At 45.8% G+C, this 21,936-nt stretch carries 23 protein-coding genes and 1 tRNA gene; 7 read left to right on the top strand and 17 right to left on the bottom strand.

Features of this window, described 5'->3' with window-relative positions; genetic code table 11:
* Positions 1 to 196, top strand: a 196-nt coding sequence (locus tag OU793_RS18995) for a hypothetical protein (protein ID WP_274647820.1), incomplete at its 5' end; no start/stop codon positions are given.
* Positions 197 to 631: 435 nt separating this feature from the next.
* Here OU793_RS18995 and OU793_RS18990 read toward each other — a convergent pair.
* The 14 genes from OU793_RS18990 to OU793_RS18925 all read right to left on the bottom strand — a co-directional run bounded on the left by OU793_RS18990 (position 632) and on the right by OU793_RS18925 (position 15,237).
* Complete coding sequence (locus OU793_RS18990; RefSeq protein ID WP_005462278.1) at positions 632 to 1,786, bottom strand: flagellin; 1,155 nt, start codon at positions 1,784 to 1,786, stop codon at positions 632 to 634.
* 440 nt (positions 1,787 to 2,226) lie between these two features.
* Positions 2,227 to 3,420, bottom strand: a complete 1,194-nt coding sequence (gene flgL, locus OU793_RS18985; protein WP_005482245.1) for a flagellar hook-associated protein FlgL — start codon at positions 3,418 to 3,420, stop codon at positions 2,227 to 2,229.
* Positions 3,421 to 3,433: 13 nt separating this feature from the next.
* Entirely contained in the window at positions 3,434 to 5,374 is a 1,941-nt protein-coding gene (gene flgK, locus OU793_RS18980) for a flagellar hook-associated protein FlgK (RefSeq protein ID WP_005482264.1), read from the bottom strand.
* A gap of 161 nt (positions 5,375 to 5,535) precedes the next feature.
* Positions 5,536 to 6,462 (bottom strand): flagellar assembly peptidoglycan hydrolase FlgJ, encoded by a 927-nt coding sequence (flgJ, locus tag OU793_RS18975; RefSeq protein ID WP_005454015.1) that lies wholly within the window; start codon positions 6,460 to 6,462, stop codon positions 5,536 to 5,538.
* A 16-nt stretch (positions 6,463 to 6,478) separates the two neighbouring features.
* Positions 6,479 to 7,570 (bottom strand): flagellar basal body P-ring protein FlgI, encoded by a 1,092-nt coding sequence (locus OU793_RS18970; protein WP_005454020.1) that lies wholly within the window; start codon positions 7,568 to 7,570, stop codon positions 6,479 to 6,481.
* Positions 7,571 to 7,614: 44 nt separating this feature from the next.
* Positions 7,615 to 8,394, bottom strand: a complete 780-nt coding sequence (gene flgH, locus OU793_RS18965) for a flagellar basal body L-ring protein FlgH (protein ID WP_005462288.1) — start codon at positions 8,392 to 8,394, stop codon at positions 7,615 to 7,617.
* A gap of 30 nt (positions 8,395 to 8,424) precedes the next feature.
* Positions 8,425 to 9,213 (bottom strand): flagellar basal-body rod protein FlgG, encoded by a 789-nt coding sequence (flgG, locus tag OU793_RS18960; RefSeq protein ID WP_005382032.1) that lies wholly within the window; start codon positions 9,211 to 9,213, stop codon positions 8,425 to 8,427.
* An 18-nt stretch (positions 9,214 to 9,231) separates the two neighbouring features.
* Positions 9,232 to 9,981, bottom strand: a complete 750-nt coding sequence (locus tag OU793_RS18955) for a flagellar basal body rod protein FlgF (RefSeq protein WP_005462290.1) — start codon at positions 9,979 to 9,981, stop codon at positions 9,232 to 9,234.
* A 293-nt stretch (positions 9,982 to 10,274) separates the two neighbouring features.
* Positions 10,275 to 11,588, bottom strand: a complete 1,314-nt coding sequence (gene flgE, locus OU793_RS18950; RefSeq protein ID WP_005462291.1) for a flagellar hook protein FlgE — start codon at positions 11,586 to 11,588, stop codon at positions 10,275 to 10,277.
* A 31-nt stretch (positions 11,589 to 11,619) separates the two neighbouring features.
* Positions 11,620 to 12,327: a flagellar hook assembly protein FlgD gene (gene flgD, locus OU793_RS18945; protein ID WP_005462292.1), complete on the bottom strand. Its 708-nt coding sequence runs from the start codon at positions 12,325 to 12,327 to the stop codon at positions 11,620 to 11,622.
* Between the two features lie 17 nt (positions 12,328 to 12,344).
* Positions 12,345 to 12,758 carry a flagellar basal body rod protein FlgC gene (gene flgC / locus OU793_RS18940; protein WP_005462293.1) on the bottom strand — a complete coding sequence of 138 codons (414 nt, stop codon included), beginning with the start codon at positions 12,756 to 12,758 and terminating at the stop codon, positions 12,345 to 12,347.
* Between the two features lie 5 nt (positions 12,759 to 12,763).
* Complete coding sequence (gene flgB, locus OU793_RS18935) at positions 12,764 to 13,159, bottom strand: flagellar basal body rod protein FlgB (protein WP_005462294.1); 396 nt, start codon at positions 13,157 to 13,159, stop codon at positions 12,764 to 12,766.
* A 312-nt stretch (positions 13,160 to 13,471) separates the two neighbouring features.
* On the bottom strand, positions 13,472 to 14,299 hold the full coding sequence (locus OU793_RS18930; protein ID WP_005462295.1) for a protein-glutamate O-methyltransferase: 828 nt from the start codon (positions 14,297 to 14,299) through the stop codon (positions 13,472 to 13,474).
* Positions 14,300 to 14,310: 11 nt separating this feature from the next.
* Positions 14,311 to 15,237, bottom strand: coding sequence for a chemotaxis protein CheV (locus OU793_RS18925; protein ID WP_005462297.1), 927 nt, complete (start codon positions 15,235 to 15,237; stop codon positions 14,311 to 14,313).
* 76 nt (positions 15,238 to 15,313) lie between these two features.
* On the opposite strand from OU793_RS18925, the gene flgA reads away from it, so the two are divergent.
* The 3 genes from flgA to OU793_RS18910 all read left to right on the top strand — a co-directional run bounded on the left by flgA (position 15,314) and on the right by OU793_RS18910 (position 16,957).
* On the top strand, positions 15,314 to 16,060 hold the full coding sequence (gene flgA, locus OU793_RS18920) for a flagellar basal body P-ring formation chaperone FlgA (protein ID WP_025795295.1): 747 nt from the start codon (positions 15,314 to 15,316) through the stop codon (positions 16,058 to 16,060).
* A gap of 127 nt (positions 16,061 to 16,187) precedes the next feature.
* Entirely contained in the window at positions 16,188 to 16,505 is a 318-nt protein-coding gene (gene flgM, locus OU793_RS18915; RefSeq protein WP_005453996.1) for a flagellar biosynthesis anti-sigma factor FlgM, read from the top strand.
* Positions 16,506 to 16,531: 26 nt separating this feature from the next.
* On the top strand, positions 16,532 to 16,957 hold the full coding sequence (locus tag OU793_RS18910; protein WP_005454011.1) for a flagella synthesis protein FlgN: 426 nt from the start codon (positions 16,532 to 16,534) through the stop codon (positions 16,955 to 16,957).
* Positions 16,958 to 17,073: 116 nt separating this feature from the next.
* On the opposite strand, the gene flgP is transcribed toward OU793_RS18910, so the two are convergent.
* A complete protein-coding gene (gene flgP / locus OU793_RS18905) occupies positions 17,074 to 17,505 on the bottom strand; it encodes a flagellar assembly lipoprotein FlgP (protein ID WP_005453982.1) in 432 nt (143 codons plus the stop codon).
* 9 nt (positions 17,506 to 17,514) lie between these two features.
* Positions 17,515 to 18,153, bottom strand: coding sequence for a FlgO family outer membrane protein (locus tag OU793_RS18900; protein ID WP_005382013.1), 639 nt, complete (start codon positions 18,151 to 18,153; stop codon positions 17,515 to 17,517).
* Between the two features lie 170 nt (positions 18,154 to 18,323).
* Between OU793_RS18900 and OU793_RS18895 the strand changes: the two genes are divergently transcribed.
* From OU793_RS18895 to OU793_RS18885, 3 genes are all read left to right on the top strand, one after another.
* Positions 18,324 to 19,457 (top strand): flagellar assembly protein FlgT, encoded by a 1,134-nt coding sequence (locus tag OU793_RS18895; RefSeq protein ID WP_005482259.1) that lies wholly within the window; start codon positions 18,324 to 18,326, stop codon positions 19,455 to 19,457.
* A 179-nt stretch (positions 19,458 to 19,636) separates the two neighbouring features.
* A tRNA-Arg gene (locus tag OU793_RS18890) sits at positions 19,637 to 19,713 on the top strand.
* A gap of 326 nt (positions 19,714 to 20,039) precedes the next feature.
* Positions 20,040 to 20,546, top strand: a complete 507-nt coding sequence (locus tag OU793_RS18885; RefSeq protein ID WP_005482262.1) for a hypothetical protein — start codon at positions 20,040 to 20,042, stop codon at positions 20,544 to 20,546.
* Positions 20,547 to 20,789: 243 nt separating this feature from the next.
* Here the strand turns inward: OU793_RS18885 and OU793_RS18880 are convergent, their stop codons facing one another.
* On the bottom strand, positions 20,790 to 21,749 hold the full coding sequence (locus OU793_RS18880) for an OmpA family protein (RefSeq protein WP_005453991.1): 960 nt from the start codon (positions 21,747 to 21,749) through the stop codon (positions 20,790 to 20,792).
* Between the last annotated feature and the right edge of the window lie 187 nt (positions 21,750 to 21,936).

The raw sequence follows: 21,936 nt of genomic DNA, 5'->3' as shown, positions 1-21,936 counted from the left end.
ACGTCTCGGAAAACCAAGTAGTTCTCTCAAAGTTACTTCTATTAACGACACCAAATTCAGAAGCTTTAGAAAAAAATTTAAAAAAATAACATTGCGAGATTTGGCTAAAAAAATTGAAGAAAAGTCAGAAAAAGTGCTCAAGTTTCTACAAATTGAGCCGAGAGGGCCAAATTGTACAGAAAAACATCAAAAATAAGAGATAAGGAAATGAATAGAGAAAATAAAAGAAGGAAAATGCAGAAAAGAAAAAGCCCCTTTTCCTTTGAGAGAACTGGGGCTAGGTTGGTCGCCAGAGCCTATGTGGAGATCAAGAGAAATGAACACATTTCCGGCATACCGGGTGCAACTCTACATTGAAAATGATTGGCAGGTGAGAGATGAGAGAGCCATTCATTCTATTATAAAGTTGCTTGCCAAAAGCCCGCATTCCCATCCACGTCTGAATGTATTGAATACAGGCTAGAGGATACCAATCGTAGTAAATAACTGCTCACACTAGCTTGCTCAAATGCTCGATAACTATGTTAAAGTTTTTGACTGTAGAATGACTACTTATCGAAAAACTTTTCCTCGTTCTCAAGCATTTAATCTACGCTATTTCTGAACTTTTATTCACTGTAATTGGTATAAACTACTGCAATAGTGACATTGCAGAGTTTGGCAACTGTTTCGCTTGAGCAAGAATCGAAGTACCTGCTTGTTGCAAAATTTGTGCTTTGGTCATTTGCGTTGTTTCTTTCGCAAAGTCCGTGTCTTTAATTCGGCTGTTCGACGCGTCAACGTTTTCTTGGATATTTGCCAAGTTGTTGATGCTGTGGCTCAGACGGTTTTGTTTCGCACCAAGATCCGCACGTTGTGAATCCACGTATTTCAGTGCAGAGTCCAGTACAGAAATCGCGTTCTGAGATCCTTGAACCGTTGTCATATCAATATCTTGTACTGATGTTCTTACTGGCTCATCGCTTAGGCCTAGCTCAGAAGCAAGACCACCAGAGATCGAGATGTCACCCTGAACGTTTGGATGAGCAACAAAAATTTGCAGCTTGCCATCTTCGCTTACAGACGCGTTGATCATGTCTGATTGACCATTGATGTACGTTGCTAGCTCTTCGATGTCATCACCCGCTTTCGCGTTGATATTGATTTCTAGATCATCAACATTACCATCTTCGTCTTCACCCATGCCAGGAAGCGTGATTTTTAGATCGGCTTTAGTTGGATCAACACCCCAATCTTTACCTTTTCCTACTTCAGAGAAGAATGTCACACCGCCCATACGAGTGTCATCGGCACGAATACTGGTTAGACCCATGATCATCGCTTCACCAGAGCTCGCACCGATTTGGAATGCCGCTTCACCGAATGAGCCGTTCAATAGACGACGGCCACCGAATGATGTGGTTTCTGCGATACGGTTCAGTTCGTCAACCAACGCCATTGATTCTTCGTTGATTGCCTGACGCTCAGCTGGAGAGTTAGTACCGTTTGATGACTGGATAGCCAAGTCACGCATACGCTGCATCACTGACGTTGCTTCGTTCATCGCACCTTCAGCCGTTTGAGCGATAGAGATACCATCGTTCGCGTTACGCATTGCCACATCAAGACCACGAGACTGTGCCGTTAGACGGTTAGAGATCTGTAGACCTGCTGCATCGTCTTTTGCACTGTTAATTTTGTGACCTGATGATAGACGCTCCATCGAGGTATTCAGCTCGTTGGTCGCTTTATTTAAGTAACGCTGCGCGGTCATCGCGGAGACGTTAGTACTAACTGTTACAGCCATTTTGCTCTCCTTTTGAGTTCGCAAGCTTTTGCGAAGCGGCCAGCTTTACTCTCATTTGGATAAGCACTGACCGTAAAAATTACTTGCTAAATCTGCCTTTAACGCAGGGTTTAGAATCTCGAAATCTGTTCTGACATTATTCAATACAATTTGTGTGCCAACTTATTTAAGATGTCGATTCCAAATTAAAATAGATAAATAAACAATAAGTTAGATAACGCACTCGCTGTTTTCGACCTCTTTCTCTATGCGATGAAGATATTTTCACACCAAGAGAAGCTTGCCGCTCACATTGCCACCGGTGCCTTTGCCGCATTCGGTAAAAACATGCCGCTCACTCACCTCAGCTAAACGACTTTTGATATTTCTCGCACTTAAGGCTTGGCACATAAGGCATCAAAATCTCTCGTTGTCGTTATTCGCCGCTGGCCGTCAAATCATTAAATGTAGTTAAACAATGTCAGGTCTTTTGTTTTGCCAAAAGCTTGTTGCGAGGCCTGCAATGCACGCGAGTTCTCACTGAACTCGATCACGGCTTTGGAGTAATCCAAATCCTCAAAATTGCTCTTTGCTTTTGCCAAAGACAAGTTAAAGTCTTCGTGGTTTTGCTCTTGAATATCGAGCGTGCTCAGCCTTGCACCCACGTCGGTTCGAGCTTTGTTCAAATGGATGAACGCGGCTTGAAATTCCTCTGTCATTTGGTGCAACTTCGCGGTCGCTGATGTATCGGAGACGGATTTATCCGACCAAGACATCGCTTCCTTAAAGGTATCGAAAATACTGAAGGACTCACGCTTTTCGATGCCGATGCTGTCTCCAGGGGTAATTTGCCCTTTCACATGCACTTTAAGTCCTTTGTACTCGATGCCTTTTTCTGGCGAAAATTCGTCAGCGTCCACCACTTTGCCGTTTCGCTCCAATTGGTAGCCAAACTTTCCGTTATTCATATCGACAAACGTCACGCGATAAGAAGCGGTGTCCTTCGCATCCACATTGGTTGCTTTGCTTAGCAGTAAGTCAGAACCGCTTTGTAAATCGTAACTAGGCTGGTAATCACCAAACGGGTTTGGGATTTCCATGAATAGTTTGCTACCAGGATCGTTCATCGGCATATCCAGCATGCTGGACACTTTCATTTTGCGTTGGTAATCATCACCAGCGTATTGCACGCTGCCATCTTTATCGCGATAAAATGGCTGGCTTTTCGGCTTTGTCCCCGCAAACACGTAGTTGCCCGATTCATCTTGTGCATTCACTAAGTTAAGGAAGTTATTTGCAATTTCTTCCAACTCACGCTTTTTCGCTTGTCGGTCTTCGGCAGAAAACGCACCGTTGATCATTTCCATGGTGAGACGTTTCGATTCATCAGCGAAGCTTTCTGCGTTCGCGATGTTCACTTCGTGGTTTTCTAAACGGTTACGCACCAACACAATCGAGCTTAAATATTGCTTTAACTGCTCTTGCTGCTGGCCAATATTCTGAATGTAATGCGCAGCCAGCGGATCATCACTTGGTTTAAGCAGCTTCTTACCTGAGGCAAGTTGCTCTTGGTTGTGATGGATCTTGTTCTCTTGGCGACGCAAGTCATTTTGTACAGACTGATAGTTATGGAAACTAGAAATTCGGGTTAACACTTATCTCTTCTCCTTACCTCAGTTGCAAAATGGTGTTGAAGGTGTCATTTGCCGCCTGCATCACGCGTGATGAAGCCATGTAAGCTTGTTGAAACTTCATCATGTTGGCGGCCTCTTCATCGAGGTTCACACCCGCAATCGATGCTACACGTTCTTGTGCGGCTTCATGCTCTAAACGCGCAACCGATGCTAAGCGGTTAGCCGTTGCCGATTTCAAACCCACTTCAGTATTAAGATTGTGGTAAACGTCAATCAAGGTGCTCGATTTACCATCCATCATTTTGTTGGTTTGTAATTGCTGCATCTTTCTCAAGTTGCCGTTACCACCTTCTGACGGCACCAAGTTGGCCGTAAATTTGTCGTTCAGCAGTGCGCCTTCTGTGAGTTCAAAGATGGTTGCATCGCCATTTTTGTATAGCGGATGACTTTTCGGCACTGAGATTTCAATCAGCGGATCATCTTTGTCTAACGGATAAGAGTATTTATCAGACAGTAAGTTACCTTTGTTATCGGTAATCTTTAGCCACGCTTTGTCGTGCTTTTCATCGGGTGGCTGGACCGTCACTTCAAACTCTTTTACATCACCCGCTTCACGAATATTGAATTTTGCACTGCCTTGAGCAAACGTCGTAGACGCTTCATAACTTTGTGCGGCAATGGATTTAGCGTCGTTGGTTTCCATCTTGATGATGGCAGCACCACTGCGAGTAGGACGCAGCAGCACTCGTTCGCCAGCGGCAAGGCCTTCGCCGATTTGCACTCTCATGCCATCCAATACGAAGGTAGAATCCGATTGGTCTATATCTATCTGAACTTGCTCGCCTTTCGGTGTTGTCACGCTGTAGCGATCACCATCGAAGCGCAGCGCATATTCGCCACCTTTCAACGCCGAAATATCATCGACATAAACGGCAACGTCCGCTTTCGAGTTTGGTGCAGTAAACACTCGTGATTTAGCCACCAGCTCAGAATTCACATCGGTGAAAACGTCTTTACCGATTTTGCCGTTGAGATCCAAACCTTGCGATTGCAGTTGGTTGACCTTGTAAGAGAATCCGGTAGCTAAGCGCCCCATTTCATCCAGCAGTTGCGGAATGTGTTTGTCACGCATGTCGAGTAGCGCGCCGATTTTGCCGTCCATGTCGTCGGCCTTAATCGCTTTGATGCCATCGCCTTCGACCATCGCTAGACGTCGTTGGTGCACGTCTGGGTAGCCATCAATCATTTTTAATTGGCTTGCCTCTGTGCCCGACACCAAGGTATGACCATTGCCGATGTGCACGTTGAAACCTTCAGCGTTTTTACGTGGGGTCACGGTGACCTTAGTGTATTCCGACAGCTCGGTAATCAGCTTTTCATGCTGATCCATCAAATCGTTATGTGGACCAGGAGTGCGCATCATCAAGCGGTGAATGTCACGAATTTCTAGCGCCAGTTGGTTAATGCGCTCAATGCCCATGTCCAATTTTTTATTGGTTACGTCTGACTGCAGTCGCACCGTTTCGTGAAAGTCGTTTAATGTGTCTGAAAAGATTTTTGCCTTTTCCAACACAACTTTACGCGCACCTAAATCGTTTGGTGTGTCTGCCATGGTTTTCACAGCATCAAACCACTCGTTGAGGTTTTCTGGGATCTTCTTCGATGCAACAGAGCTCAACATGCTAGAAAGCATGTCTAAGTTATCTTGGGTATCCGTTTTATTCGCATTGCTTGTAGAGGACAGGTTGAGTTCATTAACGGCAAATTGGTCCCACGAGCGGCGAACATTTTCCACATGCACGCCCATGCCGTAGGTCGAACCACCAAACATGCGTGGATCGTTGGTACCCTGAATCACTGACTGACGGCTGTAACCTTCTGTATTAACATTAGAAATGTTATGACCAGTAGTATTTAACTGCCTCTGAGCAGTAAGCACACTTTGAGTACCTACATTCAGAAGATCTGACGCCATACCTGCCCCCAAAAACGAAATAAGATCGGTAAATACCGATCACCTAGACAAGTAAAAGCAAAAGATGTGCCAAGAGGGATTTAGAGTAGTAAATTCAGGTAAAATAAAGGCTTGCACGATGGCAAGCCTTAATGATTCGCGTACGCGGCAACCCCAAAAGGTTACATACTTTCGATTTTCTGCTTCACTTGCAGAACTTTGTCGGCGTAGGTTGGATCCGTCGCATAACCTGCTCGATGAATACCGCGAATAAAGGATTCAGAATCTCCACGTTGCTGCAATGCCGTCTCGTAACGTGGGTTGTCATTTAAGAAACGGACGTAGTCGTTGAAACTATCTTGATAGTTCGAGTAAGAACGAAACGCTGCCGTCTCTTTCACTGGCGTATTGTCATGAAATTCCAATGTTTGCGTGGTGACTTTGTCACCTTGCCAGCTTCTGTCTGCTTTGATGTTGAACAAGTTGTTACTGCTACCACGAGCATTTTGCACCACTTTTTGTCCCCAGCCAGTTTCCAGAGCTGCTTGAGCAAGAAGCAATGATGGTTCTACACCCAACGCTTTCGCCGCCTTTTCAGCGTATGGCTTCATGGAGTTCACAAAAGATTCTGGCGAATCAAACTTAGCGGGAGTATGGCTGGTACGGGAAAGTTCGCCGGACTCAATCAAACGCTTTTCAATTTCACGCGCTTTTTTAGGGTCCACGCGACGATATTCTACGGCGCTGTTTGCCGCATCGCGCATTGCCGTTTCGCTCTTATCATTGCCTTGGCCAGCCGTCAGCTGTGCCACTATCATATCTGCCAAGCCCATAGAGCCATTTGCGCTCAGTTCACTCGCCATCTGCTCATCAAGCATCTGGCGGTAAAATTTCTCATTTTGGCTATTCATGATGTTCGACTCGAAGCCTTCGTTCGCTTCGCGCATCGACTTCAGCATCATGGATGTAAAGATAGACTCAAACTGACGAGCAGCCGCATGCAGTGCTTCTTGCTCGCCATCTTTGCCCTCTTTAACCGCTTTCTGACGCAGGCTATCGAGTGAGCTAATGTCGTGAATAAAACCGATATCGTTAGGATTCTTCATCATCGCAACCTCCTAACGATTAAATGATGATCAACTGGCCTTCGATGGCACCAGCTTGTTTCAATGCTTGTAAGATGGCCATCAAATCAGAAGGTGCTGCGCCCACTTCATTCACCGCACGTACGAGGTCATCCAGCGTCAAACCCGGCTCGAATTTGAACATCTTGCCTTTTTCTTCCGTCACTTCGATATCTGAATCGGGCACCACGACCGTTTGGCCGCCAGAGAAGCTGTTTGGTTGGCTAACGTTTAGATTTTCTTTGATGGCGACAGTCATGCCACCATGCGTCACTGCCGCAGGCTTAAGACGCACGTGTTTGCCAACGACAATCGTGCCAGTACGGGAGTTAACAATGATCTTCGCCGCGCCATCAGCTGGGTCAAACTCTAGGTTTTCAATCGCGGACAAAAACGCCACACGCTGGCTGACATCACGAGGGGCACGCACGCGTACCGACGTCGCATCGACTGCGCTAGCCATTTGTGGGCCAAGGAAGTTGTTTACCGCATCCGCCATGCGTTGTGCGGTCGTGAAATCAGATTCAAGCAAGTTGAAAGTAATGTAATCACCACGACCGAATGGGTTTGGAATTTCGCGCTCTACCGTCGCACCACTAGAGATAAGACCAACGGTTGGGTTGTTACCAACAATTTTTGAACCGTCAGCGCCTTCAGCACTGAAACCGCTCACCACTAAGTTACCTTGGGCAACCGCGTAAACTTGACCGTCTAGACCTTTAAGGAACGTTTGTAGAAGCGTACCACCACGTAGGCTTTTCGCACTGCCGATTGACGATACAGTCACGTCCACTTGTTGACCCGGCTTAGAAAATGGCGGCAACTCTGCCGTGACCATAACCGCGGCAACGTTTTTGATTTTTGGCTTGGTACCCGGCGGCAGCTGAATGCCGAAATTTTGCAGCATGGCTGCGAAACTTTGCTCAGTAAATGGGTTCGCTTCGCCCGTACCTGGTAAGCCTGAAACCAAACCATAACCCACGAGTTGGTTGCTTCGCACGCCTGCCACTTGCGCGACGTCTTTGATTCGTGCGGCTTGGGCGGCTGTAGAAAACAGAGCAACGCTCATCAGTAATAAAACGATTCTTTTCATGCTTACTTAATCTCTTGCAGTCAATTTGCCGTCAGTGCGGCGTCTTATAGCGCTACATTAAAGAATCGTGCCAAGAAGCCAGGCTCTTGCATATCTTGTGACAGACCGGTTCCTGAGTATTGAATTCTTGCGTTAGACACACGATTTGACGCAATTGTGTTGTCGAAGTTGATGTCATCAGGACGAATTGTGCCGCTTAAGCGAATGTACTCGTCACCCGTATTTAGCGTCATCCACTTCTCACCACGGATCACGAGGTTGCCGTTTGCCAGCACTTCGATCACTTCGACCGTAATGTAACCACTGATGCTGTTACTCTGCTTCGCAGAAGAGTCACCAGCAAAGGTGTTGGTGTTGTTTAAGTCATACGAGAAGTTGTACTTGCCGCCTACTTTCAGCTCTTCACCGCCCACTTGTAACGGATCCATTTGCGCTTCGTTGGTTTTCGACAAGTCCGCGTTAGCGCTCTTCGTCGCACTGGTGGTTTCATCTAACGTGACTGTGATGATGTCGCCAATGCCGCGAGGTTTAGAGTCGTCATACAAATCGGTAATGTGCTCTGGGCTAAACAGAGAACCCGTCGCCGCAGCATAATGCTCAGGCTTTTGTTTTGGATGGATTGGAGCCCACGCTGGATCACCAGCAACCGGATCATTTCTGCCGCGCAGTGTATCAACGATGCCGCTACTCTCGTCTTTCGACTTATCGCCTTCAACCGCATCCACAACGGTAGTCGCTTGCGTCACTTCATCCGTTTCGATGGGTTCTAACATCGCACAGCCAGACATGGTTGTGATCAGCGCAAGTAAACAGATACGTTTCATTATGAGCTCCTTAATGGCTAACTTTCGCCGTTACAACTGCTGGTTAACGAAACTCATCATCTTATCGACAGATGAGATCACTTTAGAGTTCATTTCGTACACGCGCTGAGCTTCGATCATGTTGACCAATTCTTCTGTCACGTTTACGTTGGAGGCTTCTAGCATCGATTGGCGAATTTCACCCAAACCGTCCAAACCCGGAACACCTTCTTGCGGGTCGCCACTTGCGCCTGTTGGCAAGTAAAGGTTCTGACCGATTGGCTCTAGGCCACCTGGGTTAACAAAGTCTGTAATAGTCAACTGACCAACGACTTGGTTATCTTGCTGACCACGTACGCGCACAGATACTTCACCGTCCGTACCGACAGTGATAGAAATCGCATCTTCAGGAATCACAATTTCAGGTTCTACTGGGTAACCAGAACCAGATGTCACTAACGTGCCTTCACCATTTAGCGTGAACTGGCCGTTACGGGTGTAACCGATGTTGCCGTCAGGCAGAGTCACTTGGAAGAAACCATCGCCTTCCACCATCATGTCCAATGCGTTGGTGGTGGTTTGCGCATTACCGTGCGTGTGCACTTTTTGCGTTGCAACCACTTTAGAACCGGCACCAAGCATCAAGCCACTTGGCAGCTCGGTGTTTTGAGAAGACTGACCGCCCGGCTGGTTGATGTTTTGATAGAACAAATCTTCAAAGACCGCACGGCTTTTTTTGTAGCCCACGGTCGAGGCGTTCGCCAAGTTGTTCGAAATCGTAGCGATGTTGGTTTGTTGGGCGTCTAGGCCTGTTTTACTTACCCATAGTGCTGGATGCATAGTGAACCTCTAACTCTGTTAACTCATACGAAGCAATGAATCTGAAGATTTATCCATCTCTTCAGCGGTGCTCATCATTTTGACCTGCATTTCGAATTGACGTTGAAGGTCAATCAGCGCGGTCATTTCACCTACGGCATTCACGTTACTACCTTCAATCGCACCAGTTTGAATGCTGATAGTGCCGTCTGCTTCGTAAGGCTGGTTTGGAGTTTTATGGCGAAATAAGCCATTGGTGTCTTTAAATAAGCTTTGATCGTCAGTTTTCACAAGCTTGATACGATCAACGATTTGTAATTCTTCAGCCGGCGCACCTTGTGGAAGTACAGAGATGGTGCCATCACGACCGATTTCGATTTTGGAGAGTGGGATTGGCAGAGTGATTGGCGCATCGTTCTCACCCAAAACGGCATGACCGCTTGCGTTGGTTAGCATGCCATTTTGGTCAATTTTTAGGTTACCGTTACGGGTCAAACCTTCTTTGCCGGTGTGATCCAATACAGAAATCCAACCGCTGCCTTCGACGGTAATGTCTAAATCGCGACCAGTCGTGATCACGCTGCCTTGAGCAAAATTATGTCCCGGACGCTCTGTCATGCTAAACACGCGTGACGGTAAACCATCGCCATACGCTTGCATTGAGCGAGCCTGTGCTAAATCCGCACGAAAACCCGTCGTGCTGACGTTAGCCAAGTTGTTAGCGCGCAATTGCAAAGCCTGCATATTTTGCTTGGCGCCACTCATTGCGAGAAACAGTGCGCGATCCATAATCTACTCCAAAAAAGTCTCTGTACTTCGGAGTAAAAGCAATAGTTATGCCAAGATAAAAATAGGCTTATTTATCAAAAAGTTGAATGAAATTAAAGGCAATCAAGAAGGATATTCAATGAAAGAAAACTGCAAAGGGAGGCAAGATTTTGATCCATGTGGCGGCAACAGCGGCAAACCAGAGATCAAAGCATGCTTAGCCTGAACTGAGGTGTTTTCAGGCTAAGCATCAGATGAATGTCATGATGTTATCAAGCCAAGCGGCGAAAGCACGCCTAACTTGATAATGCAGATTATCGAATCTGCAGGATATTTTGTTGTAGCTGGTTATGTACTTCTAGCGAACGTGAGTTTGCTTGGAAGTTACGCTGAGCAGAGATCAGATCCACCAGCTCCTGAGTCATATCAATGTTTGACTGTTCTAGCATACCGTTGTTGATAGTACCGAAAGAGCCTTTGTTTGATTCACCCCAAATCTTGTCACCAGAGAACTGAGTTGAATCCCATTGCGTACCGCCCTTCTTATCCAGACCTTGCTCGTTAGGAACACGAACTAGCGCCACACGACCCAACGTTACGTTTTCACCGTTTGAGTAAGTACCCAATACGCTGCCGTTTTCATCAAAGTCAACTTTGGTTAGGAAACCCGTTGTCGCACCATCTTCATCGAACTTAGTCAGCTCAAATGGGGCGGCAAATTGTGTCGCAGCACCCAGACCAAAGTTAAGCGTCTGAGCAGGATCTGCACCATTCATATCAAGCGGCGTGGTGTTTGTTGCAGGATCACCCAATGCAACAGAAGTAATCGGGTTACCGCTGTTTAGGCTTGCCAACGTACCATCGTTGTTGAACTTCATGGTGTGACCAATATGACCTGTTGGTGTTTGCGCATCACCACCAGCAACGTTTAACGGCTTCTCACCACTCTTGTCTGTTACTGTGTAGTAAGTGTTCCACGTGTTTGGCTGAGTCTGATCTTTCAAGTAGTACGTTGTTAACTTGTAAGATTGACCCATCGAGTCATAAATGGTCGAAGAGGTTGAACGGTTGTATGTATCTGGGTCTGAAAAATCAAACTGAGTTGGATCTTTCAAATCACCGTTAGCAGGTAAGTTCACGCCCACTTCAATGTTCGCTGTTTGTTTTGGCTTACCAAATTCCGCAGGAATATTGATTGGTTGTGGCTCGTAAGATGAAACCTCACCAGACTCTGGGTTTACTTGATAACCAAGTAGGAACTCATCGTTCGCGGTTACCATGTAGTTTTCTTTGTTCAAATGGAATGCACCGTTACGTGTCATTTCATTTTGTTGTGGGATAAGACGATCTTTCGCTACTGCGAAGAAGCCAGTACCCGATACACGCAAATCCATTGGGTTGTTGGTGTAAATGCTTGAGCCTTCGTGGAACTGTTGTGCCACTTGGCTTGCTTGTGCACCGCCACCCGGAGTGGTTTTTGCGTTAGTAAACAAAGAGTTTGAGTAAACATCAGCAAATTCCGCACGAGACTCTTTAAAGCCGTACGTGTTGGCGTTCGCAATGTTGTTACTGGTTGTATTTAAATCCAGTTGAGCCGCGGACAAACCGCTTAAAGATACATATGACATTCCAAAATCTCCTAATCTAGCGTGTTATGGATTACGCTTTGCCAACTTCCAGTACTTCTGCAAGTCGAACTGGTGATTCAAAACCAGCCAGATTGAGTAATACGTTTCCGTCACCTTTACCCAGCAATACACTGTTTACGTTGGCGTAAGTAGACACAGGGAACTCTTGTGACTCCCCATCCACTAAGCCAGACGCTTTCACTTTGTATTTGCCAGCAGGCAATGGATTACCGCTTTCATCATTACCATCCCAAAGTACGCGTGTGTCGCCGGCTGGTTTCGCACCTACCTCAAAAGTACGAACCAATTGGCCAGCTTCGTCTTCTACACGAACAAACAAGTTGTCGAGAGATTTCGAAAGCTTAACCATTGCCGCCATAGGCGCATCGTCTTGCTTCACACCCGCCGCACCTGGGACCAATACGTCGCGCCCTACCAAAGAGGAAGCTTGCAACGCTTGGTTCGATGTCATTGACGAGTTCAAACTCTCAAACTGAGTGTTCATCTTGCCAATGCCATCTACGGTCGCAAATGACGCCATTTGCGCAATCATCTGGTCATTACTTACCGGCTTAAAAGGGTCCTGTTGAGACAATTGCTTCGTGAGCAACGATAAGAAGTCTTCCTGTTTTAGGTCCTGCTTACCTGTGCTCCCTTCCGCTTTTTTGTTCTCTTGAAGACTTTTAAGCTGGTCGATATAGGACAAGCCGCTTTGACCAACGTTGTTAATTCCGGCCATACGCTACCTCCTTATCCTTATTGACCCATCTGCAGCGTACGCAGCAGCATTTGTTTACTAGAATCAGCAACCTGCACATTCGTTTGGTATGCGCGAGAAGCCGAAATCATGTTGGCCATTTCTTCCATTACATTGACGTTTGGCTTGTAGATGTAGCCTTCGTCGTTTGCAAGGGGATGATCAGGGTTGTACTCCGCACTAAGCGGCTTATCACTTTCTACAATTCCCAGAACTTTCACTGGCACAGTATCACCGCCACGCATGGCGTTACTTAACTCAGCACCAAATACAGCATGACGCGCTTTGTAGGTGTCTTTCGCAGAGCTGCTGACACTGTCGGCATTCGCCAAGTTGCTCGAGGTAGTATTCAGACGAACAGACTCAGCGCTCATTGCGGAACCTGTCACATTGAAAACGTTAAATAAGCTCATCTAAATTAATCCCCTTTGATTGCCTTGGTTAAGTTCTTGAATTTGCCGCCTAGAAAGTCGAGTGATGCTTGGTGTCTGATTTGGTTTTGCATAAACAAGTTACGCTCTAAATCCAAATCTACCGTGTTGCCATCACCCGTGTCTGGTTGCGTAGGAAGACGATACAGTTTGTCCCCCATCAACGTTGTAGTGGCAGGAATATGCCGACCATCTGTTCGGCTAAGACCAATGCTTGCCCCAGATGTTGCCGCTTGTAATTCCTTGGCAAAGTCTAGACCTCTTGCTTTGTAACCAGGCGTGTTTGCTTGCGCGATGTTGGTGGAAATCACCTCTGCATTGCGCTCACGTACGCCCACCGTGTGCTGGTGGATGCCTAGTGCCTTGTCAAAAGATATAGCCATGTTTGCCTCTACAATTAAGAACTGACCGTTATTAATAACTAAATAGCAATTAGCGTGCCAAAAACCGGAAACGCTAAAGCACCTATCAGCTATTGACGTTTTAGGTTGCAATAAGCAAGCCAAAGTAACTGGAATGTCGTATCACTTCGCTTACTTGAATAAAGATACACCCTGCAGAGGGAACAGGGCAAAGTCCGACAACAGATTAGCGAGGGGAAACTCGAAAGCTCATCTCATGTTGACAAAAGAAAGAATGCAGAAAAAGAAAAGCCTGACACGAGGTCAGGCTTTGTTTTCAAATAAGAGATACCGCTATTTAAGCTTGTAAATGATACCTGGATTACAGCGCACCATTTCAAATTTATCAGTCAGACCGGTTAACGACTCTGACGCCCCCAGCAATAGGTAACCACCAGGGTTTAAACTACTCGCCATTTGGTTAAGCACTTTAGATTTCATCTCTGGAGAGAAGTAAATCAGCACGTTACGACAGAAAATGATGTCGAATTTACCCATCAGTGCGTAACTATCCATCAAGTTTTGAGGACGGAAGTTCACCAAACGTTTAACGTTGTCTTTCACTTTCATACGACCATCGCCTGCATCTTCAAAGAAAGTGCGGCGACGCTCAGGCGAAAGGCCACGACCTAAAGCAAGGTTGTCATACACACCTGCACGACACATTTCGAGCATGCTTGCAGAAATGTCCGTCGCCGTGATGGAAACACTTGGCAGCAAACCTGGCTTACGCTGTTGCGTTTCCAGAATTGTCATCGCGATTGAATAAGGTTCTTGACCAGATGAACTGGCCGCAGACCAAATTTTAATTGGACGTTTATTTGCCGCAACTTCTGGCAATAGTTTGTCAGCTAAAACCGTGAACGGATAAGTATCTCGAAACCACAATGTTTCGTTAGTCGTCATCGCATCCACAGCAGCAATACGCAATTCACGATTGCGGCCAGCAACAACATCGCGCAGCAAATCAGACAACGACGCAAGCTTGAACTTAGTCACTAGAGGACTCAGTCGGCTGCGCACGAGGTATTGTTTGCTATCGCCTAATACGATGCCACATTGCGATTCTAGAAAACGGCTAAAGTCACGATACTCTTGATCACTGATTGTAATAGCAGTCATTAATGTCTCTTTTATTGTGTTAATGCAGATTTAACCGCGTTACCCAATTCGTCTGGGTTAAATTTCGCAATGAAGGTGTTTGCACCTACGCGCTCAACCATGGCTTGGTTGAAAACGCCACTTAATGAGGAATGAAGGATAACATAAAGATCTTTCAAATCTGCATTTCTGCGGATTTCAGCCGTTAATGTGTAGCCATCCATTTCTGGCATTTCGATATCAGAAATCACCAAAGAAATCTGATCGTAAATGCTGCCTTCTTGAGCCATTTCAAGCAACTTATTGTACGCTTCTTTGCCATCTTTGACAGATACGACCTCGAAACCAATCGAAGTAATCGCGCGCTCAACTTGCTTACGTGCAACCGTTGAGTCATCAGCAATCAGAATGCGACGTACGATAGGCTTTTCTTGCTCCGCTTGTGCGATTTCTTCACCGATGGTTGAATCCATGGTTTCATCAACTGGCGCGATTTCAGCCAGGATTTTTTCCACGTCTAGGATTTCAACAAGTTCGTTATCGATATTCGTCACAGCAGTTAGGTAGTGCGCTTTACCTGCGCCATCTGGCGGCGGCAAAATCGCTTCCCAGTGCATGTTGATAATACGCTCAACCGATGATACCAAAAATGCTTGGATCGTACGGTTAAATTCAGCGATAACAACAAAACATTTATCAATATCGGTGGTTGGGCGGCCACCAATTGCCAGGCTCAAATCAATTACTGACACGGTATGGCCACGGATATGAGCAATACCTTTTACCAGAGGGTGTAGATTTGGCATAGAAGTCAGCTTAGGGCACTGAAGTACTTCTTTTACTTTGAATACGTTGATGCCGTAACGCTGTCGCCCCATCAGTCGAAAGGTCAATAATTCCAATCGGTTCTGACCGACGAGTTGCGTACGCTGATTCACCGAGTCAAGAATCCCCGTCATATGCTCATCTCCATCTCAAACTTTTTGTTTTTAAATGATACTCTACCACTGGCAAGCATGATACCAGGGAGACAGTATGGCGTATTTCACTATAACTTCGACAACATTGACTATGACAATATGTAGAGCGCTATTTACAAAGTACGCTAAGTCTATCGGCATTTTGCTCAGTATGTTTAGTTTTTTTGTTCATTCGGCAACAGATAATCAGATAGAACAAATAAAATTGGCAGCAGAACAACATATTCTTGCCACGGTAGAGCAGCCAGCCGGAGGTGAATTGACTGTGAATGCGGCAGACATTGACTCTCGAATCAAGGCAACTGACTGCCCTGAACCCCTCGACACTTCGGCCTCTTCCACCAGCAGCACCCGCAGCAATATCAATGTGTTGGTAGAATGCCCTGCCGATGACTGGAAAGTGTATGTCCCTGTTCGTGTCTCCTCTTCAGTACCAATGATCGTCGCAACTCGACAACTTGGCCGAGGTGAGATCATCAGCGCATCTGATGTCACAACGTCCATGATTGAGCTTCAACGCTTTCGCAAAGATGGCTTTTCTAGCTTCGAACAAGTGGTCGGTGCAAAGTTAAAACGTAGCGTTCGCCTTGGTGATGTGGTTGAGCGCAATGATGTTTGCGTGGTTTGCCGTAATGAAAAAGTGACAATAAAGGCCGTAAAATCAGGCATGACGATCACAACACAAGGCACAGCATTGCAAGATGGAGCCACGGGCGATCAAGTAAGAGTGAAAAATGACAAGTCACAACGTATAATAGAGGGCATAGTGACTAACATTGCGGAAATTACCGTCACCTTTTAACCTTTATTTAGGTAGTACAACCGCATTGTGAAAATTGATCAATAAAAATGCAAAAAATGATTAAAGTTATCGTTTGGTTGGTCGATAGTCTGGATACCAGTATTACGATACAAGGCAAAGGTTAAACATGGCAGGTATAGATAATATACGTTCAGGGCAAATGATGTCGACGACCAGTCGCGCGCCTGCACGTAACGATTCAAGTGCGACATCAAGCGCAACTGAATCGAAAAAAGCGCCAGCTCAACAAGACGCTGTATCGCTAAGCCAACAAAGTAAAGCCGTCAGCAAACTCCAAAAGGATATGGCAGCTTCTCCGGCTTACGACAGTGCGAAAGTAGCGGCAATCAAAGAAGCAATCGCAAACGGTTCATACCGCGTTGACCCAGAAAAACTGGCCGACAATATGATCAAGTTTGAAAACGAATTGCAAGGCAAAAGCTAACTGACTTAGGCCCAAGGTAAGTATTTATGGCAGCATTAGTCGATCTCGTAAACTTTCAACTAGAAAATGCTAAGGCGCTTTCTACTGTTTTACGTCAGGAAACACAGGCGATTACTGCGCGTGTCTCTTCTGAAATCGAAAGCATCGCCAAACAAAAAATGACACTCATTGATCAGCTAAGAACCACTGATCAGCGAATTGCCTCTCACCCGCATGTCAATCAACTTACCGAAGATGAGCACCTAAGTCAGGTTGTAGCCCAAATCCAATCCATCGTGCTGGACTGTCAACAAGTCAATCGCGTGAATGGAGAATCCCTCAGCCGTGCTCAATTGAGTTTTAACAAGCTCAATAACATGCTTCAACACACTCACGGCAAGATCGGTATGACCTACAATGCCGGCGGCAAAACCCACACCATTTCAACGCTAGGCACCAATATTAAAGCCTAACGCTCTAGCCTCTCCTTCCTCATTAGGCAAAGCCATCAAATCAACCCATAAAAAAGCGACCAATTGTTGCCAATTAGCCGCTCGAAAAGATTATCTGTTTATTTAGTGAAGTGGTTTTAGAACAAGGTTTGCTGACGCTTCTCAGGCACTTGTTGAACTTCACCGTAATCGCGTAGCTTATCCATCTTACGGATATCCAAACGTAACTCTGTTACGTAACTGTCTTCAACTAAGTAACTGCGCACGACCTCTGCACCGCGAATCACGCCATCGACCGCGCCACTCGTGCTTTCAATGCCAAGACGCTGATCTTCAAGTTCGGCACGACCGCTTACTCGCATGCCGTAAACTTGCTCTGCTAACTCACGATACGCATCAATTTTTGATGCTCGCATCGCGCGCACACGTTTTTCTTCTACCGTGCGGCCAGTTTGTTCGCTTACGCTTGCATAACCTACCGCCACTAAAATTTCATCTTGGCGCATCTGTTGTAATGGCTGACATCCCACAAGCACCAAGGTGGCAATAATAAATAATAACTTCTTCATGGTTCTATCCTATGGGCGGAGAATCACAGTGTATGGCTGGCGAATGGTTGGGTCTGAACGAATCAACACGCCATCTTGGGTACGGATGCTATTTAGCGTATCCAAATCACGGCCGATTCGGTCTGCAGGCAAGAACCCTTGCGCTGTGGCAACCACAACACGGCTTTGCATACCAACAACGCGAGCATTAACCAATACGCCACCTTCTTGACGAAGCATGGTTCCCGTTAGCACATACTGAATTTGCTGCTCTTGCGCCAGATCTTGCCAGTCACGGCTTAAGGCAAAGTCGCCTTGCTGCGTCACTTGGATAGATCCTGTCGTTTTAAAATCGACGACTTTAAAACCGCGACGTTGGAACTGATGGATAAATCCTTCAGATACAGAGTTGCCCAACCAGTTGGTCGCATCCATATTTTGCAGGTCAACAAACGATGTGATAGCAATTGGTGTACGTGCAGAAACGGCAACGTTAGATACCATCAAATCTTCTGTCATGCTCTCAATAAAGAAGTCCATCGTATGACGCGGACTGTCCATCAACATGAACTGGCTGCCTGAATACGGTTCTTTACCATTATAAATCGGTGAGTACGCGCACGATGTCAAAAGCGTCATCATCGATGCGGCGACAAGCCACTTTTTCATGGTTTGATTCTCCAGATAATCTTGGGTGGCACTGTTCTTTCACAATTCCTTACTGAGTAAAGGTAATATTGGAACAGTCTTTGCTTTTCTTTGTTTGTCGAACTAAGAAAACGCCACCAAACTTCACTGAAATTGATATAGCAATATTTATACCCGAACGGTCATACCCAATGAAAAAAATATTATTTAGCCTACTTTCAATCACTTTCGTTATGCTTCTGCCACTTCGTGCAGTGGCGTCTTGGTACGAAGTGACAGGCGTTGCCACGATCGTTTCTTCTGAAGATGCGGCAAGGCTCCATGCGTTGGAAGACGCTCTATTCAAAGCCGTCAACTTTTCGGGCGCAGACATTGGCAGCATCAGTAATTTGATGCCGCTATTGGAAGAAAACCGCAAAGAATATCAGTTTACTAACCATGAGGTGCGCTACATTCTCGTGGAATCTGAGCGCAAACGCGGTGGTAAAATGGAAATGAAGATCCGAGTGGACATCTATCCATCGGCAACGGGTTGCCACACGGATCAATACAAAAAGACTATTTTGGTCGGTAACATTGACGTTGCCTCTCCCCAACAAGCAGTCATGGGGCAAATCTACCAAGTGGGTGACGATTTCAGCAAAGTCGTTAATCGCCAATTGGATCAAACCTCACGCAGCTTCGTTTCTGTTGGCACGACAGACTACTCAATCAGCAGCAATTATCCAGCTCGCACTCAAATGATTGCGCAGGACAACGGCGCACAATACATTATTGGCGGCGTGATTACTGACTTAACGGCAACGATTGAATCTCAACTCTTAAAAGACGACATCATTAACCGTCAGTTTGCTTTAGAGATGAAAGTCTTCGATGGCAAGACAGGCCATGAAGTCTTCAACAAAGCCTACCGCGAAGTCGCGCGTTGGCCATTCGCCAAAACCAGCCAAGTTGATACTCGTAGTGCACGTTTCTGGGCATCGACCTATGGCGAAATGATGCTACGCGTCAGCCGCAACATCATGTTAGACCTCGAGTCCGAACTGTCTTGCAAGATTACCCTACCGGAAGTGGTGGCCGTTTTTGGCAACACCGTCACGATGGATCTGGGCCGCATGCACGGCGTAAAAGAAGGTGACAAACTGCAACTGTGGCACACGGCATCATTCATCGATCAAAAGGGTTTACCGCGTAATAAAGTGTCGCAAAGCGAGATCACTTTGACGGTCTCCCGCATCTATGAACAAGAAGCAGAATTGACGATTGATCAGCCGAATTTGGCGTCCAGCGTTCAAATTGGCGATGTAATGAACAAGATCTTATAAAAGGTCACATTAAGCCTTGAGATATGCTTACTTTTGAATATCATAGACAACGCATCTTATTTGATTATGCCTGTCTAAGTAACTAACAAGTTAGCACTAGGGTTAAAGAAATCAGCAGCATGGCTGTGAATTTGTTTAACCTGTAGCAATAACCCAATAGTTACTGTGATTGGTATTACGCCCTCATGGCACAGCTGGATAGCGCAGTCCCCTCCTAAGGGACAGGTCGTAGGTTCGAATCCTACTGGGGGCGCCATATCATAGCCTTAGCTCACCGTTGAGCTAAGGCTTTTTTATACGCGTTTATCGGGCTCATTTCCCACACACAACGTTCTCTTCCCGATAATCCAATATACGCGTTTATCGGGCTCATTTCCCACACACAACGTTCTCTTCCCGATAATCCAAACGCCCACCAGCAGCATATTGCCGCTTCTGGTCAAACCTCATGCGGGTTGAAAACGCTCGCCGTCGCCCTTAATTACTTCACAGTTACTATTTACAGTTTTGTATTTTATTACTTTAATTATTTATGAGTTTTGCTTACCCTCTCTACTATTAATAAAAATATTAGTTAGCACTATGTCTAAGAGCAATTTAATTACTAACACTGGACACCGCTTTATTTCGAAAGGCAAGACTGCCTTTAAGATCCACATTCATACTCCTGACGATACTGTTTTGCATCGCTCAGTGGGCTTTGTTCGTATTGGAGAGAAAAAGGGCTTGAAGAAAGCCATCAAACTAAGAAATGAGTTGGGTAGAGAAATGTGGGGCAAGTTTTGGCGACGTCTATTAAAAGACCCGTACTTAATGACGCGTCTGCCGCACAGCGTTGAGCCTAAAATCGTTCATAAGCCTAACCCAACCCTCGAGAACCCAGACAACCGAGACACTTGTTACATTGCGAAATGGCGCGAGTTTAACGATAAGGGTGAATACAAATACAAGACGGTAGTACGTTCGATTAACAAATACGGCAAACTTGCCGCTTACATGCAAACGAAAAAGGCACTACTAGAAGCCCACAAAGAGAACTTAGAAATCCTCACTTTTATGGGCCGACTCAACAGCATCGATCTGAAGTAATCCACTCTCGTACTTACACAACTTAAAGCGCTTCAGACACATTTCGCTTCACTGCTAAAAATGATTTCGAGAGTTGAAGCTCTATCGAACGCAAAAAGAGAACCCGTCATCAACCGGTTCTCTTTTTTTGTGTCCACCATTCACAAATTAAGCGATACAAAATGAACAGATAAAAAAAGCCCCGAAGAGCGAACTCTTCGGGGCATTCAGCTTTAGGCAGCTATTCTACGGTCGGATAGGAGCTTATTGCTGAACTTGGTATTCGAACTCAGGTACAACGATTTCTACGCGACGGTTTTGTTGACGACCTTCACGAGTATCGTTTGATGCGATTGGGTTGTTTTCACCTTCACCGCGAGCTTGGATGCGTGATGCATCGATGCCTTTTTCAACTAGCGCGTTTGCTACTGACTCAGCACGTTTCTCAGAAACTTTTTGGTTGTATGCTGCAGCGCCTGAAGTATCTGTATAACCAACTACTTCAACCTTCGCTTGTGGGTGCTCGTTTAGGAAAGCAACTAGATTGTCTAGTTTAGAAGCGCTTTCTGGTTTAAGTGTTGTGCTGTTTAGGTCAAAGCTACCAGTGCCGATAGTTTGAGTTTCGAAAGTTTTAGTAACCACTACTGGCTCAACAACTTCTTCTACAACTACTTCTTCAACTACTGGCTCTTCTTCAACTACTACTGGCTCATCGTTGCCGCCGAATTTGAAAGAAACACCTAGAGTTGCAGAGTTACCAGCTGCTTTGCTTACGTTGTTGCTAATGTCAGTAATTGTTTGGTATTCCGCACGTGCTGTAACGTTTTGGCTTAGGTTGAATTCAACACCAGCTGCGCCTAGGTAAGAGTAATCATCTTTACCGTCGAACATTACGTAAGCACCACCAACTTTACCGTAAAGTGCGATGTCTTGAGTGATTGGTAGGCTGAATTTAGGAGCAAGAGTGATTGCTTCTACATGGCCACCGAAAGAAGTTTGATCGAAATCACCAACGTTGTCGAAACCAGCTTCTAGTGCAATGTAGTCATTGAATTCGTAACCAACGAAAGCACCAAGAGTTGAGCCATCTTTGTCACAAGATTGACCTGCTACACAAGCATCTTCCAACCAAGATTTACCCATTTTACCGCCCACGTATACTTCTGCTTGAGCTGCTGAAGCCATAAGTAAAGACGCTGAAATTACCGCTGCTAGTTTTTTCATTATTGATTCCTCTAAAGAAGTACTTTTTTTTAATTCGATGACGAAATGCGCCGCCTAATAACACTGACGTTGTATTTCAATTCTTTTTATTCATTCCTTGAGTGGATACCGAAGCAACTTCCGCTTTATGCACATGCAAAAAATTTATGGAAAGTCACTTGGGTATATTTCCAGTGCAGTGATGCAT

The organism is Vibrio sp. VP6, assembly GCF_028823755.1.
GTDB lineage: Bacteria > Pseudomonadota > Gammaproteobacteria > Enterobacterales > Vibrionaceae > Vibrio > Vibrio parahaemolyticus.
Note: the sequence above shows the minus strand (reverse complement) of the source record. Positions and strands in the feature narration are given on the sequence as shown.

What these genes read in the sequence shown, in the direction of transcription:
- OU793_RS18990 (WP_005462278.1), bottom strand. Translation starts at nt 1,786, where the DNA reads ATGGCTGTAACAGTTAGTACTAACGTCTCCGCGATGACCGCGCAGCGT.
- flgK (WP_005482264.1), bottom strand. Translation starts at nt 5,374, where the DNA reads ATGGCGTCAGATCTTCTGAATGTAGGTACTCAAAGTGTGCTTACTGCT.
- flgJ (WP_005454015.1), bottom strand. Translation starts at nt 6,462, where the DNA reads ATGATGAAGAATCCTAACGATATCGGTTTTATTCACGACATTAGCTCA.
- OU793_RS18970 (WP_005454020.1), bottom strand. Translation starts at nt 7,570, where the DNA reads ATGAAAAGAATCGTTTTATTACTGATGAGCGTTGCTCTGTTTTCTACA.
- flgH (WP_005462288.1), bottom strand. Translation starts at nt 8,394, where the DNA reads ATGAAACGTATCTGTTTACTTGCGCTGATCACAACCATGTCTGGCTGT.
- flgG (WP_005382032.1), bottom strand. Translation starts at nt 9,213, where the DNA reads ATGCATCCAGCACTATGGGTAAGTAAAACAGGCCTAGACGCCCAACAA.
- OU793_RS18955 (WP_005462290.1), bottom strand. Translation starts at nt 9,981, where the DNA reads ATGGATCGCGCACTGTTTCTCGCAATGAGTGGCGCCAAGCAAAATATG.
- flgE (WP_005462291.1), bottom strand. Translation starts at nt 11,588, where the DNA reads ATGTCATATGTATCTTTAAGCGGTTTGTCCGCGGCTCAACTGGATTTA.
- flgD (WP_005462292.1), bottom strand. Translation starts at nt 12,327, where the DNA reads ATGGCCGGAATTAACAACGTTGGTCAAAGCGGCTTGTCCTATATCGAC.
- flgC (WP_005462293.1), bottom strand. Translation starts at nt 12,758, where the DNA reads ATGAGCTTATTTAACGTTTTCAATGTGACAGGTTCCGCAATGAGCGCT.
- flgB (WP_005462294.1), bottom strand. Translation starts at nt 13,159, where the DNA reads ATGGCTATATCTTTTGACAAGGCACTAGGCATCCACCAGCACACGGTG.
- OU793_RS18930 (WP_005462295.1), bottom strand. Translation starts at nt 14,299, where the DNA reads ATGACTGCTATTACAATCAGTGATCAAGAGTATCGTGACTTTAGCCGT.
- OU793_RS18925 (WP_005462297.1), bottom strand. Translation starts at nt 15,237, where the DNA reads ATGACGGGGATTCTTGACTCGGTGAATCAGCGTACGCAACTCGTCGGT.
- flgA (WP_025795295.1), top strand. Translation starts at nt 15,314, where the DNA reads ATGGCGTATTTCACTATAACTTCGACAACATTGACTATGACAATATGT.
- flgM (WP_005453996.1), top strand. Translation starts at nt 16,188, where the DNA reads ATGGCAGGTATAGATAATATACGTTCAGGGCAAATGATGTCGACGACC.
- OU793_RS18910 (WP_005454011.1), top strand. Translation starts at nt 16,532, where the DNA reads ATGGCAGCATTAGTCGATCTCGTAAACTTTCAACTAGAAAATGCTAAG.
- flgP (WP_005453982.1), bottom strand. Translation starts at nt 17,505, where the DNA reads ATGAAGAAGTTATTATTTATTATTGCCACCTTGGTGCTTGTGGGATGT.
- OU793_RS18900 (WP_005382013.1), bottom strand. Translation starts at nt 18,153, where the DNA reads ATGAAAAAGTGGCTTGTCGCCGCATCGATGATGACGCTTTTGACATCG.
- OU793_RS18895 (WP_005482259.1), top strand. Translation starts at nt 18,324, where the DNA reads ATGAAAAAAATATTATTTAGCCTACTTTCAATCACTTTCGTTATGCTT.
- OU793_RS18885 (WP_005482262.1), top strand. Translation starts at nt 20,040, where the DNA reads ATGTCTAAGAGCAATTTAATTACTAACACTGGACACCGCTTTATTTCG.
- OU793_RS18880 (WP_005453991.1), bottom strand. Translation starts at nt 21,749, where the DNA reads ATGAAAAAACTAGCAGCGGTAATTTCAGCGTCTTTACTTATGGCTTCA.